This window comes from Paraburkholderia phytofirmans OLGA172, from assembly GCF_001634365.1.
Taxonomy (GTDB): domain Bacteria; phylum Pseudomonadota; class Gammaproteobacteria; order Burkholderiales; family Burkholderiaceae; genus Paraburkholderia.
The window spans coordinates 2,141,032-2,156,518 of sequence record NZ_CP014578.1 but is presented as its reverse complement, the minus strand read 5'-3'; the positions used below and the strand labels follow the sequence as shown (position 1 = coordinate 2,156,518).

Sequence of the window (15,487 nt, the reverse complement as noted above, 5' to 3'; positions counted from 1 at the left end):
TTGCTTACCCAACCTGCTGTTCATCCGTCATTCCGACTTGCTCGGCCGACAACAGGCCGTCGCCATCCACCTTGAAACTGAAACCGCGCCAGATCACGCGCGAGGACCAGAAGCTCGCAACGAAAATCGAAAACGATACGATATCCCATAATGGCAACAGCCACAGATCACGATGGGCTTGCCGCAACGCGCGATCGGACAGCAGTTTCAGTGCGAGCCGGGCGCATACGGCGACCAGCGCGAGCGGCCACGACCACAGCGCGCCCCCCGAGAAGGCAATGGCGAGCAGCGCGAAAGCGAGCGGATGAATCAGCGCCGAGCCAAGATGGCCGAGCGGATCGATGCTGCGAATCGTGCGGCTCCAGCGCAGTTCGTGCGCGATCAGTTGCGTCGCGCTCGATTCGACGCAGGCATGCGAAATCGTGAACGGCGGAATCACCACCTTCTCGCCGATCATGCGCACCGCTTCGCCGATCGCATGGTCCTCGGCCAGATGCTTCACAAATGGTGTGAACCCGCCGATTTTTTCGAGGGTGCCGCGTCGCATCGCGATGGTCTGCCCAAAGCAAGGGCGCGCGAGGCCAAGCGCAAGCCCGGTCACCACGCCGGGCAGGAATTGGTAGTTGGTGGCCTTGGCCGACATGCGCGGCCAGAAACCGGGATCGGGCGTACCGCGATAGACGCAGGTGACGAGACCGACACCAGGCTTCTGCAATTCGCCGATCACATTGCGCAGATAATCCGGCCCGACGCTCACGTCGCTGTCCGCGAACACCAGCACGTCGTGCTGGGCCTGCGGCAGCATATTGAGGATGTTGCTGATCTTGCGGTTCGGACCGTACAGGCGTGCATCCGCGACCACGGTGATATCCGCTTCCGGATGCAGCCGGCGCAGATCGTCGACGGTCTGCAAGGCGGGGTCGGCCGAATCGTGCACGCCGAACAGGAACTGCACGGGACCCGGATAGTCCTGCTGGCAGAAGCTCGACAGGTTAGCGAGCAACGCCCACTCGTTGCCGTGTAACGGTTTGACGATCGTGACCGGCGGAAAACTGGTCGGCTCGGACACCGCTCTCGCGAAGAACCGGCCGATCAGGGCGCCCGCCAGCACCGTGTAGGCGATGCCGAAAACCGCACCCGCCGCACACGCATAGGCCAGCGTGACGGCGAGCAGATGCAGGGCGCTCACGCTTGGTGGGCGCGCAGGAAGCGGAAGAATTCGACGCCTTCACGCAGGCGCCGTTTCATCATGTCCCAGCTCGTGAGCATCTCACTCAGAATTTCCCAGATCTTCGACGGGCGGAAATAGAAGCGCTTATAGAAGTTTTCGAGCTGGTGGTAAATCTCGTCGCGCGACAGATGCGGATAGCCGATCGCCGCGAGTTGCACCCCTGACTTGCTGACGAGGTTGATGACCTTGTTCTCTTCCAGCCAACCGTTCTCGACCGCCTGGTTGTAGAGCGTCGTGCCGGGATAGGGCGCGGCGAGCGACACCTGGATCGTATGCGGATTGATCTCCTTCGCATACTCGATGGTCTTCTGGATCGTGTCCTGCGTCTCGCCGGGCAGCCCAAGAATGAAGGTGCCGTGAATCTTGATGCCGAGCTTGCGGCAATCTTCACTGAAACGGCGCGCGATGTCGGTGCGCAGGCCCTTCTTGATGTTCAGCAGAATCTGGTCGTCGCCGGACTCGTAGCCCACCAGCAGCAGGCGCAGGCCGTTTTCCTTCATGATCTTCAGCGTGGCGTACGGCACGTTCGCCTTCGCGTTGCACGACCACGTCACGCCCAGCTTGCCGAGGCCGCGGGCGATTTCCTCGACGCGCGGCTTGAAGTCGGTGAAGGTGTCGTCGTCGAACATGATCTCCTTGACTTCAGGCATGTTGTCGCGAATCCACTTCACTTCTTCGAGCACGTTCTCGACCGAGCGCGTGCGATAGCGATGGCCGCCCACCGTTTGCGGCCACAGGCAGAACGTGCATTTCGAGCGGCAGCCACGGCCCGTGTAAATCGACACGTACGGGTGCTTCAGGTAGCCGATGAAATAGTTGTCGATCTTCAGATCGCGCTTGTAGACGGGAGCCACGAACGGCAACTCGTCCATGTTCTCGAGGATCGGGCGCGCTTCGTTGTGCTCGATCGAGCCGTCGGCGGCGCGATAGCTCAGGCCTTTGATCCCGGCGAACGGCTTGCCTTCGGCGATTTCCTGACAGGTGAAGTCAAATTCTTCGCGGCAGACAAAATCGATCGCCTCGCTCGCGGTCAGCGAATTGTGCGGATCGACCGCGACCTTCGCGCCGACCATGCCGATCAGCACCGAAGGCTTGCGCTTCTTCAGGTCTTCGGCGAACAGGGCGTCGGTGGGAAAGGACGGCGTGCTGGTGTGGATGACCACCAGATCGTATTGCTGCGCAATATCGAGCGATGCTTCGACGGACAGGCCGTCGGCGGGGGCGTCGAGTACACGGCTATCGGGGACGAGTGCGGCGGGCTGCGCGAGCCACGTCGGATACCAGAACGAACGCACTTCGCGTTTAGCCTGGTAGCGCGAACCCGCGCCACCGTCGAAGCCGTCGTACGACGGCGCCTGCAAGAACAGGGTTTTCATGGATGCTCCAGCAAGCCTTTGATCGGCGCTTTCAGTTTTCTATCGGAAAACTATCAGAACTATTGCCCGCGGGGATGCGCGCGGGCACTGCGAATCGCGCAAATACTACGGAGCAAAGCTGAAGGAAACCTTAAGAAGAATACTTCCGGCCGGTGTTGTTCTAAATGGTTAATACTGCGCTTCGCTCCGTTTGCGCTCCCGCATCTTATACACGAAACACATGACAATTGCCGTGCCGAAGCGGGTCGGCGCGCAACGTGTCGTCCAGTCCAGCCCGCCGGAATGGATGGCGAAAACACGCTGCCGGCCCGCACATCTGCACGTGCGGACCGGCAGCTGCCTTCACACCGGCTTGATATCCGCCGCCTGCTTGCCTTTCGGTCCCTGCTTGATTTCGAAGCTGACCTTCTGGTTTTCCTGCAGCGATTTGAAACCTTCGCTGCGAATTTCCGAGAAATGGGCAAACAGATCCTCGCCACCGTCGTCCGGTGTGATAAAGCCAAAGCCCTTCGCGTCATTGAACCACTTCACTGTACCAGTTGGCATGTCGATTCCTCGTTTGCACCTTGGTTGATTGGGTTGCATTCGCCGTCGTTCGCCGGTTCCTGCGACTGTTGCTTGACTTTACGCCTGTTTGCGCGGCGCCGCTCAGCCAGGCGTTTCTTCACCGCGGCATCCGGAGCAGCAAGGCCCGTGCCGCGCACCAACCGTGGGCGCGCCGCCGATGCAATCGCGCGCAATCAGATAAGATGATTGGTAACGACAGTCTATCCTTGGCCGCACAGGTTCAGCCCAGTACGCCCGTGCGCGCGACCTATCGTTTGCCCCACTTACAGGAACTCACATGGCCACCTCGAGCTATAGCGATACCCGACTTCTGATTAACGGCGAGTGGTGCGACGCCGCCAGCGGCAAAACCCTCGACGTCATCAATCCCGCCACCGGCAAGGCGATCGGCAAGGTGGCTCACGCCGGCATCCCGGATCTGGACCGGGCGCTGGCCGCCGCGCAGAGCGGCTTCGAAGCCTGGCGCAAGATTCCGGCGAACGAACGCGCCACCACCATGCGCAAGGCCGCCGCGCTGGTGCGCGAGCGCGCTTCCGACATCGCCCGCCTGATGACCCTGGAACAGGGCAAGCCGTTCGCCGAGGCCCGCGTCGAAGTGCTGGCCGCGGCGGACATCATCGAGTGGTTCGCCGACGAAGGCCGCCGCGTCTACGGCCGGATCGTGCCGTCGCGCAATCTGGCGGCGCAGCAAATGGTGCTCAAGGAACCGATCGGCCCGGTGGCCGCCTTCACGCCGTGGAATTTCCCGGTCAATCAGGTGGTGCGCAAGCTGAGCGCGGCGCTCGCGTGCGGCTGCTCGTTCCTCGTCAAGGCGCCGGAAGAAACCCCGGCGTCGCCGGCGGCGCTGCTGCAGGCGTTCGTCGAAGCCGGCGTGCCGCCCGGCACGGTCGGCCTCGTGTTCGGCGACCCGGCGGAGATTTCCAGCTACCTGATTCCGCATCCGGTGATCCGCAAGGTCACGTTCACCGGTTCGACGCCGGTCGGCAAGCAGCTGGCGGCCCTCGCCGGCACGCACATGAAGCGCGCGACGATGGAGTTGGGCGGTCATGCGCCCGTCATCGTGGCCGAAGACGCCGACGTGGCGCTGGCCGTCAGGGCCGCGGGCGGCGCGAAGTTCCGCAATGCCGGCCAGGTCTGCATCTCGCCCACGCGCTTCCTGGTGCACAACAGCCTCCGCGAAGAATTCGCCGCGGCGCTCGTCAAGCACGCAGAAGGCCTCAAGCTCGGCGACGGCCTGGCCGAAGGCACCACCCTGGGGCCGCTCGCCAATGCGCGCCGTCTGAGCGCCATGAGCAAGGTGCTCGACGACGCGCGCAAGACCGGCGCCAGGGTCGAGACGGGCGGCGAACGCGTGGGCTCGGAAGGCAACTTCTTCGCGCCGACCGTGCTGACCAACGTGTCGCTCGAAGCGGACGTGTTCAACAACGAGCCGTTCGGCCCGATCGCCGCGATCCGCGGTTTCGACACGCTCGAAGAAGCGATCGCCGAGGCGAACCGTCTGCCGTATGGTCTCGCGGGTTATGCATTCACGAAGTCGTTCCGCAACGTGCATCTGCTGTCGCAACAGATGGAAGTCGGCATGTTGTGGGTCAACCAGCCTGCTACGCCGTCGCCGGAAATGCCGTTTGGCGGCGTGAAGGATTCGGGCTATGGGTCGGAAGGCGGACCGGAAGCGATGGAAGCCTATCTGGTCACCAAGGCCGTTTCGGTGATGGCGGTTTAAGACGCCGAAGGCTGTCAGGCTTCCAGGGCGAGGTTTCAGGCCTCGCTCGGCCGCCTGATTGATCGCAGTGCCTGGTCCGCGAGCGCTCGTTCGCGGACTTTTTGCAACTCGCTCCTCGAATCGCTCCGCGAGCCGCCCGTCGACGGAAAGCAGCTGGCATGCGGGCGACAGGCGGTTAAAACACGCGGAGTAACAAGCGGCTAACGCACGCTAACGGGTCACGGCAGCATCCGCTGCATGGTCTGATCCTTGAGCACGAAGCGATGAAACAACGCTCCCGCGATATGCAGTGCGATCAGCGCGAACAACACCCAGGCCAGAACGCCATGGATGTCGCCCATTGCATGCCCCACCGACGAGCCGACCGGCGCGATGCTGGGGTACGGCAGCACGCCAAGCAGCTTGACGGACCATCCGCGCGAAGACGCATTGGCCCATCCCAGCAAGGGCACAGCCACCAGCGCGAGATAAAGGAGACCGTGCGTGATGTGCGAAACGAAACGGAGGAAAGGCGAAAGCGACGCAGGTACTGGCGCGTGCGTGAGACGCCAGACGACTCTCACCACCACCGCTGCAATCAGTGCTGCCCCCACGCCGAGATGCCACGCGATCAGACCGTCTGGCTGCGTGCCCTTATGGATATCCGGCATAGTCCAACCGATCACGAACTGCGCAGCGATCAATAAGACCACCAGCCAGTGAAGAAACTTGGCTACGCCGTCATAGCCTGATGCATAGCGTGAGAAATTAGCCTGGTCCGATCGCATGGTCATGAGAATGTTTTAGCCGCAGTGAAGTCATTGAATGGAGAGAGCGTATTGCGCCGAGGATACACAAATCCCGGGCGGATTCACGCAGGATGCTACGGATCCAACCTTAAGAAAAGCTGATGCCGTGGCTGACGATCTCGTCCATGCGCATGCGGCCGTAACGCATCGATAACGCAGCAGCGGTCCAGTCGAAAGTGCGATCGGCGGAGCGTGGCGCCGACGTGCATCCCAAGTCTGCAACTGAATGTATCCGTACTGCATACGCACAGAGATGGGTCGCGCCGCGCATATTCCAGTTGTTCATACGCACGCGCATCGCCCTGCAAGAGCACGCCGGATGCGCGCAGGCCCGAGATTTTCCATAGCGCGCTCAACGGGTTGCCCGCCGGTTTCGCGCCAGCGGAACGGCTCGTCGCAGCGCTCCACCGTGGCTTCACACCGGGTCATGAATGTGGCCGACATGTGAAGAGATCGACACGTCCTGTTACACACGAACACACCGGTAATCCAGCCGCTCAGTAGAGTTCGATCAGACGCAAAAGGAGGGCAACGTCATGAAACGAATTTTCGCGCTGGTCCTGCTGGCTGTCACCCTCGGGAGTGCATTGGGCGGTTGCATCTTCGTCCCCGAGGGCGGTTATCACGATCATGACCACTATCACGACCATTACTAAGCGCTGCCCACGCGGCGCACTCCACACTCAATCGTAAAACCCGAGAATAAACATGAGCAATTCACGAAGCCGCTGGCTGTCCATCGCGATCGTTGCAGGTCTGGGGATCGGCGCATCTTCTGTCGCGCTGGCCCACGTCGACGTGGGCGTGAACATCGGTATTCCAGGCGTGGCCTACGCCCCCGAGCCGGTCTATGCCCCGCCTGCGCCTGTCTACGCGCCCGCTCCGCCGGTGGTGGTGGTGAGCCCCGGCTGGTACGGCGAACGCTATTACGACGGCCACCGCTACTGGGAGCGACGCGAGTGGGAAGAGCACCATCACGAGCACGAATGGCATGACGCGCGCGGCTATCGCGACGGCCCGCACGGCGACTGGCACGATCACGGCGGCGATCACGGCGATCACGGCGATTGGCACGACCATGGCGATGATCACGGCCGGGGCGATCACTAATGCCGGGGCCGCGTCACTGACGCGGCCGGCTCGCGCAGGCATTCGCGCCATACCTTTTACAGGAGCGACGATTTGCTACGCAACGATCCACGGCGTGTAACGGCACAAATCGACGGCACCGTCATTTCCGCCGAATACAGCGAACAGACCGGCCAATTGTGTTTGCGTCAGGACGGCGCCGTGCTTCGCGAATGGTTTCCACCTCACTCGTGGATCGCGATTGCATCGGTCGCCGGCGCGCGGCACTGGGGTACGCGGCCGACTGACGAGGACCTTCGGGCCTTGTTGCGCAACGAGATGACCCTGTTGCGCACGCAATAGCCGCCTGATGGACACGAAAAAAGGCCGGCCATCGAACATGCTCCGATGACCGGCCTCTTAGGGGCGACTCGCAGATATTGAACGAGTCGAACAGCCCCGCGATGATCCGCGTATTTCGTTTTACCCTTAACGCGCGTTATGGATCGGCGGCGAATAGGAGCTGACCGTCGTATCGCTGCCATAACCCGCTTGCCACGTGCCGTGGCTGCCCGAACCATAACCGCTGGTATCTGCCTGACGAGCGCCTTGCTGCTGTTCGGAAACTTGCGTCTGCGCGCCCTGCGTGTTTTGCGGGGCCGGCTGATTCGATTGTGCGAACGAAGCGATCGGAGCGCCAAGAACAACGGCAATAGCAACAGCTTTGATAAGCGATTTCATGAAACCACCTCTAGAGATTGACTTGTACGTGCTGCAGATGTGACACGTGGTGCAGCAGATGAGAGCAGTCTAGGAGCGGATCAGGCGGGGGTAAATCCTCCATTCCTGAATTCACTGTTGCTTTTGACACGACAATGGCAGAGTCCCGCCCATCAAGCGTTTGCCGGCGTGCGCCGGGCCCGGCGGGATTCGCCTGATCAAAAAATCCCGGACGCACATTCTATAAACGCTGGCTATACAGACGCACCGAAGAAAACCGTGGGCGGGGTATCGCCGCGCAGCGGGATTTGCCGCTTGACCAAGCCTCTCCCGTTCCGCGCCCAGCAACCCACGGCCCGCTCACGCGCCCTTATACCGCAGCGACGCCCACGTAGTTTTCCGCCATCGCGGTAGCCGCCGCACGCGACGTGGTCACGTATTCGAGCTCGGCCACCTGCAACTGCTGTTCAAACGGCGATGCGCCTTCAATGCGATGCATCATGCTCGTCATCCAGTACGAGAAATGCTCGGCACGCCAGATCCGTTTGAGCGCGGTTTCGCTGTAACTGTCCAGCAAATCGGTGCGGTTTTCGACGTAGAACGCGCTCAGCGCTTTGGTCAACACACGCACGTCGGCGACGGCGAGATTCATGCCTTTCGCACCGGTGGGCGGCACGATATGCGCGGCGTCGCCGGCGAGAAAGAGCCGGCCATGCTGCATGGTGGCCGACACGAAACTGCGCATGCCGACAATGTTCTTCTGGAAGATCTTGCCGTCCACGATTTTCTGGCCGTCGTGCGAATCGACGCGTGCGTGCAGTTCGGTCCAGATTCGGTCGTCGGACCAGTTATCGACCGAGTCCTTCGGATCGCACTGAAAATACATGCGCTGCACGTTCGCTGAACGCGTGCTGACAAGCGCAAAGCCGCGTTCGTGACGCGCGTAAATCAATTCATCCGATGAAGGCGGCCCTTCGCAAAGAATGCCGAACCAGCCGAACGGATAGACGCGTTCATAGTCTTTGCGCAATGCCTGGGGAATCGACGCGCGCGACACGCCTTGCGAGCCATCGCAGCCGATCACGAAGTCGCATTGCAGCTCGCATGCTTCGCCTTCGTGGCGATAGCGGATCGACGGCTGATCGGTATCGATGCCATGCAGCGAGGTGTCCGTCACGCCGAAAAGCAAAGCGCCGTCAGCGGCCACGCGAGCGGCGACCAGATCCTTGATGACTTCGTGCTGCGCGTAGACCGTGATCGAATGGCCGGTGAGTCCGGTCAGATCGATACGGCGCCGCTTACCTTCGAAAGCCAGTTCGAAGCCGTGATGCAGCGCGCCTTCAGCCTTCATGCGCGCGCCGACGCCGGCCTCGGTGAGCAGGTCCATCGTGCCCTGTTCGAGCACGCCAGCGCGGATGGTGGATTCGATCTGTTCGCGGGTTCGCGATTCGAGCACAACGGAGTCGATGCCGCGCAAATGAAGAAGATGGGAAAGAAGCAGGCCCGCAGGCCCGGCACCGATGATGCCAACTTGGGTGCGCATGAGTTGTCTCCTGAATGCAGTGTTGGATTTGCGCTCAGTTTGACGATCATGCGCGGTATCGCGCAACGCGATATGGAAGATATGCCGTATCTAGTTTTGAGATAGAAGGGGCGCCCATTCGAAGGGCGCGGATGAGCGCCAATACGCGCTAACCCCGCCCAGAGGGCGCTTGCGGCCTGGTCAGTCGACAACTTATTTTCCGCACCGTTTTGCACCGTATGAAGGTAAACCCCGATCAGTTTGCGGATCGAGGTCAAGAACTTGCGGCGCGTCGTGGGTTGCCTGTTGGCCGCGCCCACGAGCGAGACCTCGACCTGTCACAAGGCAAACGGCTCGGCTACCCGAGGAACAAACGGTACACGGGGTTCTGCGTCTCTTCCCAGTACGGATAGCCAAGCGTCGCGAGAAAGCGCTCGAACTCGCCGTTCTCGCTCTCCGGCACCTGAATGCCGACCAGAATCGAACTGTAGTCCGCACCCTGGTTGCGGTAATGGAACAGGCTGATATTCCAGTTCGGCGCCATCGACGACAGGAACTTCATCAGCGCGCCCGGCCGCTCCGGAAACTCGAAACGGAACAGGCGTTCGTCATGCGCCAAAGGCGAGCGGCCGCCGACCATGTAGCGGATGTGCTGCTTCGACAGTTCATCGAAGGTCAGATCGACGGTGGCGAAACCGTGCGCTTCAAATGCGCCGGCGATCTGCGCCGATTCGCTGCGATTCCTGATCTGCACGCCGACAAAGATATGGGCGGATTTCGCGTCCGCAATGCGGTAGTTGAATTCGGTGACGCTGCGCGTCCCCACCAGTTCGCAGAACCGGCGGAAGCTGCCGCGCTCTTCTGGAATCGTCACGGCGAACACCGCTTCACGCGCTTCACCCACTTCAGCACGCTCCGCCACGAAACGCATGCGGTCGAAATTCATGTTCGCGCCGGACGTGATCGCGATCAGCGTCTGGTTCTCGAGGCCTTCGCGCTCGGCATACTGTTTGGCGCCGGCCACGGCCAGCGCGCCGGCCGGCTCCAGCACGCTGCGGGTGTCCTGGAACACGTCCTTGATCGCGGCGCACAGCGCATCGGTGTTCACGAGCAGCACATCGTCAAGGTATTCGCGGCACAGGCGGAAGGTTTCCTCGCCCACCAGCTTCACTGCGGTGCCGTCCGAGAACAGCCCGACTTCGTTTAGCGTGACCCGTTCCCCCGCTTTCAGCGACGCGGCCATCGCGCACGAGTCATCGGTCTGCACGCCGATCACCTTGATCTCCGGGCGCACCGATTTCACGTACGCTGCGACGCCCGCGGCCAGCCCACCGCCGCCGATCGGCACGAAGATCGCGTGGATCGGACCCTGATGCTGGCTGAGAATTTCCATCGCAACCGTGCCCTGGCCGGCGATCACGTACGGATCGTCGAACGGGTGAACAAACGTCAGGCCGCGTTCTTCCTGCAGCTTCACGGCATGTCCGTACGCATCGCTATAGGACTCGCCGAACTGCACGACTTCGACCGTCGCCCCGCCATGCGCGCGCACCGCATCGACCTTCACCTGCGGCGTCGTCACCGGCACCACGATGATCGCCTTCACGCCCATGCGGGCCGCCGACAGCGCCACGCCCTGCGCGTGATTGCCCGCCGACGCAGTAATGACGCCCCGCTGCAGCGCATCCGCCGGAATGTGCGCCATCTTGTTGTACGCGCCGCGCACCTTGAACGAGAACACCGGCTGGTTGTCCTCGCGCTTCAGATAAACCGGGTTGGAAAGCCGCGCCGACAGATTCGGCGCGCGTTCGAGTTCGGTCTCGCGGGCCACGTCGTAGACGCGCGCGGTCAGGGTTTTCTTCAGGTAGTCGTGGCGCAACGCCACGCTGTCAGCGGCAACGGCCGCCTGATTGAGTTCGTGTAACGGCAAGGCAAGCTCCTGTGCGGCAAGGACAAGTCATCAATGATGATCACCAGGAGGCAGGCAGAAAGCGGACATAAAAAAACCCGCCTCGTGGGGCGGGTTGATGTCACTGCTATCAGACGCGCGCTAACCCACCATTCGATGAATGGTGCTAATAATCAGCGCAATACGGATGTCGAGGCAGTTCATGCGGTTGATCTTCGTTGACTTGGCTGCCCTTGTCAATCCCTGCTCGCTACATCCCTGCTCGCTACATCGGGCAGTGCCGCCTGAAGGCCGCACGCCGCCGCTGGCGACGCGCGTCATACAGATGGACTAATCACGCGGACTAATCACGCACGCCGCTTTGTTTCCTGAAGGCATCCAGAATGCGCCGCTCCAGCGCGTTGTAGTCGCGGCCGAAGTGATGATCGCCCGACGTGCGAATCACCGTGATGCCGGTGTTGGTCAGCGCCGGGCACAACGTGTCCTTCTCGTTCTCACCATAGAAGCACTGCACGATCGCGGGCGGCACACGCGTCAATTCGGGCTGCACCTTCAATGCCTTATCGCTCGCAGGCATGCCGAGCCAGCCGCCGACACGGATCTGGAAATCGGCGTCGGACGCAAAGCCTAGCAGCGCAATCAGCGACACCTTCGCGCGCAGCGCTTCAGGCAGGCGGTTATAGGCGAACGGCATCACGTCGGCGCCGAACGAATAGCCGACGAGCGCAATATGCTCCGCGTGCCAGCGCGCCCCATAGGTCTGCATCACGCGCGCCAGATCGCGGCTCGTCTGCGCCGGCGTCTTTTCGCTCCAGAAATAGCGGAGGCTGTCGATGCCGACCACCGAAACGCCATCTTTCTGCAAGGCGAGCGAGATGGTCTTGTCGAGATCGCGCCAGCCGCCGTCGCCGGAAATCACAATCGCCATCAGGCCGTTCGGATGCGCCGCCGGCAATTCGATCAGTGGCAGATCGGAGACGTCGTCATCGCTCGTCGATGCCGTCTGCAAATGCGGCGTCAGCATCGCAACGAGTCGCGCGCGATCGCCGTTGCCCGGCGCCGTCTTTTCGACGAAACCCGGCACCTTGTCTCGGATGATCGTCGGGTCCGGCGGGCACGGCTGAAAGCGCGGATCCAGATTGCGCTCGGCATCCACCGAGACCGCGCCGGCAACCGTATTCGACGGGGCCTGTTCGAGCACATGCATCGCCAGCGTCGCGCCCTGCCCCGTGCCGGCGACGATCGGTGCGAAATAGCGGCTCGATTGCGATTGCCGTTCCAGCTGATGACTCAAGGCTTCCGCATCGCCCACGAGTTGATGGCAGGCTTCATTTTTCGCACTCAGATTGGCCGCATAGCGCGCCGTATCCACGCCGACGGTCAACGCGCCAGCCTTGGCGAGCGCATCGGCGGTTTGCTGGTCCGCCGCACTCCAGCCCGTGACCGGCGAATACAACACCACGAAGCCGCGCAAGGGGCCGGCCGGTTGTGTCACCGTCACGTCGCCAAAGCGGCCGCCGGACACGGTGGCGGGTGCGGCAAAGGCGGCCGCGCTGCCAACCACGAGGCTCGCCGCAACGGCGAGTCTGAAAAACGGATGCAAGGTCATGAACGCCGGCCTCCTGCCAGCAATGACAGGTCCGCGAGCGTGAAGAACACGCCCACCGAACCCGACGCCGCGAGATAGCGCGGCTCCCAATGCGGCTGGAACTTGCTCTTGAAAGCACGCAGTCCGCGGAAGTTATAGAAGCGGCCGCCGAAGCGCCACACGATGCCCGCCAGCCGATGCCAGCGCGACGCGAGTGGCGTCGGCTGCATGCCGGAGAGCGGCGCGATGCCGAGACTGAGCGAGCGGAAGCCCGCCTGCTTCAGATGCAGCGCCAGTTGGGTGAACAGATACTCCATCGCATACGGCGACGCGCTTTCCACATGCCGCATCACGCCGACCGTCGCTTCGGTGTTCATATCGGTCGTCATGAAGGTCACAAAAGCGGCCGGCTCGCCGTTCTGGCGCACCAGCATCACGGATTGCGCGGCGAGGTACTCGTCGGTAAACGCGGCCACCGAGAAGCTCTTTTCGCGCGCGTCGCGGCTATCGAGCCAGCCGTCGGAAATCTCACGCAACGTTTCGAGCGACGCCGGCACGTCGGCCTGATCGATTACTTCGACTGTAAAGCCGTCACGCTCGCCGCGCTTGAGCGCATAGCGAAGATGCGCGCGATGCGAACCCTTCAGGTCGAAATCGTCGAGCACCACGTGGGCCTCTTCGCCGAGCTTCATCAGTGTGAGGCCGGCGTCGAGATAGAGCGGCAACGCGTTGGCGCGCACCTGATAGAACGCCGCGCGGCCGCCATGCGCATGAGCGAGCGCAACGAACTTGCTGATCAAGCCGGCCCACTCCTCGCGCGGACCGACAGGATCGTGCAACGCGGCCCACGTACGGCCATTTTTCGCATACATCAGGAAGGCTTCGCGCGATTCGGAAAAGAGGAAGCTCTTGTCACCCATCAGCGCGAGACCAGCGTCGCTGCGCTCCTGCGCCCGCACGATGCGCGCCGCGTCTTGCAGATCTTGCGCAGCGGGCATGACGAACCGGCCCGCCGCGGGGCGCAGCAACTGCCAGAAAGAGAACGTGGCGGCGAACAGGCTGGCGGCCAGCGTCGCGCGCAGCGCACGCGGTGCGCGTTCGTCGAAAGCGAATTGCCACCACAGGTCGCGCGTGTACGGCACGTCGCGGAATGCAAACAGCATCACCCACACGGCAAGCGCGAGTACCATCGCCACCGACACCAGCCAGCCCGCTGTAAAGCGCTCGGCAAACAGCGACGAATGACGGTTGAAGCGCCGGCGCGTGGACAACAGCAGCGCGATCAGCATGCCGAGCACGCCCGCTTCCACGAAGGCAAGACCTTTGGTCAGCGACAGCGCAAGGCTCAGCACCGCCAGCAGCAAGGTCATCCACCACGCGGCATCCAGACGCCGCAGCAATCCGCGCGCGACAAACAACAGCAGCACGCCGAGCACGCTACACAGCATCTGCGAGCTTTCGAGCACCCACAGCGGCAGCACGTCGCGCAGGATCAGGATGCGATGCCAGAACGCGGGCGTCGCGCTGGAAATCACCAGCATGCCGCCGACCACGAACGTCACGAGGCTCAGAAACAGCGGCGCGAGTTTCGACGCGCCCGCCGCATGATGCAGCGGCAAACGGCTTTTCAGCGCGCGGCCTTCGAAGCCCGCGAGCAGCGCCGCCGAGACGATCAGCGGGACGCCGAAGTAAATCGCGCGATAGGCGAGCAGCGCCGCGACCATCTGATGCGTATGCACGCTGCCGTTCAGCGTGAACACCATCGCGGCTTCGAATACGCCGACACCGCCAGGCGTATGACCGATCAAGCCGAGCAGCATCGCGGCGGCATAGACAGTGATGAAGGTCACGAAGCTGACGTCCGCATGCGGCAGCAGGGCCCACAACGCGAGGCCCGCGGCCACCACGTCGAGTACGGCGAGGGCCACTTGCGCGAGCAGGTCGCGGCGCGCCGGGATATCGAACGACAGCCACTGCCAGCGCGTGCGGATTGGGCGCGTTTCGCGGCGGCAGGCGGCAGCCGCGAGTCCGAGCACGGCGAGCAGCGCAGCGCCGCTCCAGCGCAGCGTGAGCGGCGGGAGATGCAGCATCCTCGCGAGCGGGTCGGCGAGGCACACCATGCCGAGTGCCGTCATCAGCACCAGTGCGAGCGCCAGTGAAACGCTCGTGAACACGGTCATGCGGCCAATCTGCGCGGGCGTGACGTCCGACACCCCATAGACGCGCGCACGCACGGCACCGCCCGTCAAAGCGCCGAAGCCGGTCGCATTGCCGAGTGCGGAGCCCGTCGTCGCGCCGATCCACAGCGCCGCGCGCGGCACCGCGGCGCCGAGGTAGCGCAAGCCGACCGCGTCGCGGCCGACCAGCGCGATATAGCTGAGCGCGGTCGCGCCGAGCGCCGCGGCCCACTCGCCCGCCGTCAGGTGACGCAGTTGGCGCATGACCGACCGATAGTCGACCGCCTGCGAGAGGTGTTGCAAGACGACCAGCAGCAGCCCGCAAATCACGAGTGCGAGCACGGGCGAGAGGATGCTCGGCTTGCCAGGCGCCTTCGATGCACGGTCGAACATCGCGCCTGGCCGGTCCAATCTGTTGTTATATCGGTGAAATATGGTCAATGCGGGCCTTGCGTAGAGCTGTCGCGGCGACGGGTCGTCTGCCACGGCGTCGCCTTACTTCGGCGATTACAAACGGATAACGGAAAAGTGTTGAAAAGGTTGACAGTGTCAGCCAATGCAAGTCGATTCGTCGGGTTTTAATCTGGGCCGGTAAGCTGAGCTGAACACGCTTCGCGGCATGACAGAGTGCATGACGGAGCAATACGCGCCGATGAAACGGTCGATATTGCCGATTGGCTTGCCGTGCTGATGAGGACCGCTGCGCTCGACAAGGGGCAGAATTTTAAACGCTTATTGAAGATCGCGAGACGAAGATTCGACATTATCCGCGCAATCTCGAAAAGGGGCGGCATCAGGTGGTGCGCTATTAACCATCC

At 62.6% G+C, this 15,487-nt stretch carries 13 protein-coding genes; 4 read left to right on the top strand and 9 right to left on the bottom strand.

Annotated features, from left to right (window positions below; all coding sequences use genetic code 11):
- Positions 1 to 4: 4 nt before the first annotated feature.
- The 3 genes from hpnI to AYM40_RS09215 form a co-directional block, all read right to left on the bottom strand.
- A complete protein-coding gene (hpnI, locus tag AYM40_RS09225) occupies positions 5 to 1,189 on the bottom strand; it encodes a bacteriohopanetetrol glucosamine biosynthesis glycosyltransferase HpnI (protein WP_063495956.1) in 1,185 nt (394 codons plus the stop codon).
- Positions 1,186 to 2,607: a hopanoid biosynthesis associated radical SAM protein HpnJ gene (hpnJ, locus tag AYM40_RS09220; RefSeq protein WP_063495955.1), complete on the bottom strand. Its 1,422-nt coding sequence runs from the start codon at positions 2,605 to 2,607 to the stop codon at positions 1,186 to 1,188. The genes hpnI and hpnJ overlap by 4 nt, the downstream gene beginning before the upstream one ends.
- A gap of 342 nt (positions 2,608 to 2,949) precedes the next feature.
- Positions 2,950 to 3,153: a cold-shock protein gene (locus AYM40_RS09215; RefSeq protein ID WP_007181784.1), complete on the bottom strand. Its 204-nt coding sequence runs from the start codon at positions 3,151 to 3,153 to the stop codon at positions 2,950 to 2,952.
- Between the two features lie 298 nt (positions 3,154 to 3,451).
- On the opposite strand from AYM40_RS09215, the gene AYM40_RS09205 reads away from it, so the two are divergent.
- Positions 3,452 to 4,897: an NAD-dependent succinate-semialdehyde dehydrogenase gene (locus tag AYM40_RS09205; protein WP_063495953.1), complete on the top strand. Its 1,446-nt coding sequence runs from the start codon at positions 3,452 to 3,454 to the stop codon at positions 4,895 to 4,897.
- A 218-nt stretch (positions 4,898 to 5,115) separates the two neighbouring features.
- Here AYM40_RS09205 and AYM40_RS09200 read toward each other — a convergent pair whose 3' ends face one another.
- Positions 5,116 to 5,670, bottom strand: coding sequence for a cytochrome b (locus tag AYM40_RS09200; RefSeq protein ID WP_420488467.1), 555 nt, complete (start codon positions 5,668 to 5,670; stop codon positions 5,116 to 5,118).
- Positions 5,671 to 6,393: 723 nt separating this feature from the next.
- Here AYM40_RS09200 and AYM40_RS09190 point away from each other — a divergent pair.
- On the top strand, positions 6,394 to 6,795 hold the full coding sequence (locus tag AYM40_RS09190) for a hypothetical protein (RefSeq protein ID WP_063495951.1): 402 nt from the start codon (positions 6,394 to 6,396) through the stop codon (positions 6,793 to 6,795).
- A 72-nt stretch (positions 6,796 to 6,867) separates the two neighbouring features.
- Positions 6,868 to 7,116: a hypothetical protein gene (locus tag AYM40_RS09185; RefSeq protein WP_063495950.1), complete on the top strand. Its 249-nt coding sequence runs from the start codon at positions 6,868 to 6,870 to the stop codon at positions 7,114 to 7,116.
- Positions 7,117 to 7,242: 126 nt separating this feature from the next.
- Here the strand turns inward: AYM40_RS09185 and AYM40_RS09180 are convergent, their stop codons facing one another.
- The 3 genes from AYM40_RS09180 to ilvA form a co-directional block, all read right to left on the bottom strand.
- Positions 7,243 to 7,494 (bottom strand): hypothetical protein, encoded by a 252-nt coding sequence (locus AYM40_RS09180; protein WP_063495949.1) that lies wholly within the window; start codon positions 7,492 to 7,494, stop codon positions 7,243 to 7,245.
- Between the two features lie 349 nt (positions 7,495 to 7,843).
- Positions 7,844 to 9,016 (bottom strand): 4-hydroxybenzoate 3-monooxygenase, encoded by a 1,173-nt coding sequence (locus AYM40_RS09175; protein WP_063495948.1) that lies wholly within the window; start codon positions 9,014 to 9,016, stop codon positions 7,844 to 7,846.
- Between the two features lie 337 nt (positions 9,017 to 9,353).
- Positions 9,354 to 10,925, bottom strand: coding sequence for a threonine ammonia-lyase, biosynthetic (ilvA, locus tag AYM40_RS09170; protein ID WP_063495947.1), 1,572 nt, complete (start codon positions 10,923 to 10,925; stop codon positions 9,354 to 9,356).
- Positions 10,926 to 10,958: 33 nt separating this feature from the next.
- On the opposite strand from ilvA, the gene AYM40_RS41335 reads away from it, so the two are divergent.
- A complete protein-coding gene (locus AYM40_RS41335) occupies positions 10,959 to 11,126 on the top strand; it encodes a hypothetical protein (RefSeq protein WP_158515266.1) in 168 nt (55 codons plus the stop codon).
- Positions 11,127 to 11,247: 121 nt separating this feature from the next.
- Here the strand turns inward: AYM40_RS41335 and AYM40_RS09165 are convergent, their stop codons facing one another.
- Both AYM40_RS09165 and mprF read right to left on the bottom strand, forming a co-directional pair.
- The gene (locus tag AYM40_RS09165; RefSeq protein WP_063495946.1) at positions 11,248 to 12,513 is read right to left on the bottom strand and encodes a virulence factor family protein; all 1,266 of its coding nucleotides are present in this window, start codon (positions 12,511 to 12,513) and stop codon (positions 11,248 to 11,250) included.
- Positions 12,510 to 15,062, bottom strand: a complete 2,553-nt coding sequence (gene mprF / locus AYM40_RS09160) for a bifunctional lysylphosphatidylglycerol flippase/synthetase MprF (protein WP_063495945.1) — start codon at positions 15,060 to 15,062, stop codon at positions 12,510 to 12,512. The genes AYM40_RS09165 and mprF overlap by 4 nt, the downstream gene beginning before the upstream one ends.
- Between the last annotated feature and the right edge of the window lie 425 nt (positions 15,063 to 15,487).

What these genes read in the sequence shown, in the direction of transcription:
- hpnJ (WP_063495955.1), bottom strand. Translation starts at nt 2,607, where the DNA reads ATGAAAACCCTGTTCTTGCAGGCGCCGTCGTACGACGGCTTCGACGGT.
- AYM40_RS09215 (WP_007181784.1), bottom strand. Translation starts at nt 3,153, where the DNA reads ATGCCAACTGGTACAGTGAAGTGGTTCAATGACGCGAAGGGCTTTGGC.
- AYM40_RS09205 (WP_063495953.1), top strand. Translation starts at nt 3,452, where the DNA reads ATGGCCACCTCGAGCTATAGCGATACCCGACTTCTGATTAACGGCGAG.
- AYM40_RS09200 (WP_420488467.1), bottom strand. Translation starts at nt 5,670, where the DNA reads ATGACCATGCGATCGGACCAGGCTAATTTCTCACGCTATGCATCAGGC.
- AYM40_RS09190 (WP_063495951.1), top strand. Translation starts at nt 6,394, where the DNA reads ATGAGCAATTCACGAAGCCGCTGGCTGTCCATCGCGATCGTTGCAGGT.
- AYM40_RS09180 (WP_063495949.1), bottom strand. Translation starts at nt 7,494, where the DNA reads ATGAAATCGCTTATCAAAGCTGTTGCTATTGCCGTTGTTCTTGGCGCT.
- AYM40_RS09175 (WP_063495948.1), bottom strand. Translation starts at nt 9,016, where the DNA reads ATGCGCACCCAAGTTGGCATCATCGGTGCCGGGCCTGCGGGCCTGCTT.
- AYM40_RS41335 (WP_158515266.1), top strand. Translation starts at nt 10,959, where the DNA reads ATGATGATCACCAGGAGGCAGGCAGAAAGCGGACATAAAAAAACCCGC.
- AYM40_RS09165 (WP_063495946.1), bottom strand. Translation starts at nt 12,513, where the DNA reads ATGACCTTGCATCCGTTTTTCAGACTCGCCGTTGCGGCGAGCCTCGTG.
- mprF (WP_063495945.1), bottom strand. Translation starts at nt 15,062, where the DNA reads ATGTTCGACCGTGCATCGAAGGCGCCTGGCAAGCCGAGCATCCTCTCG.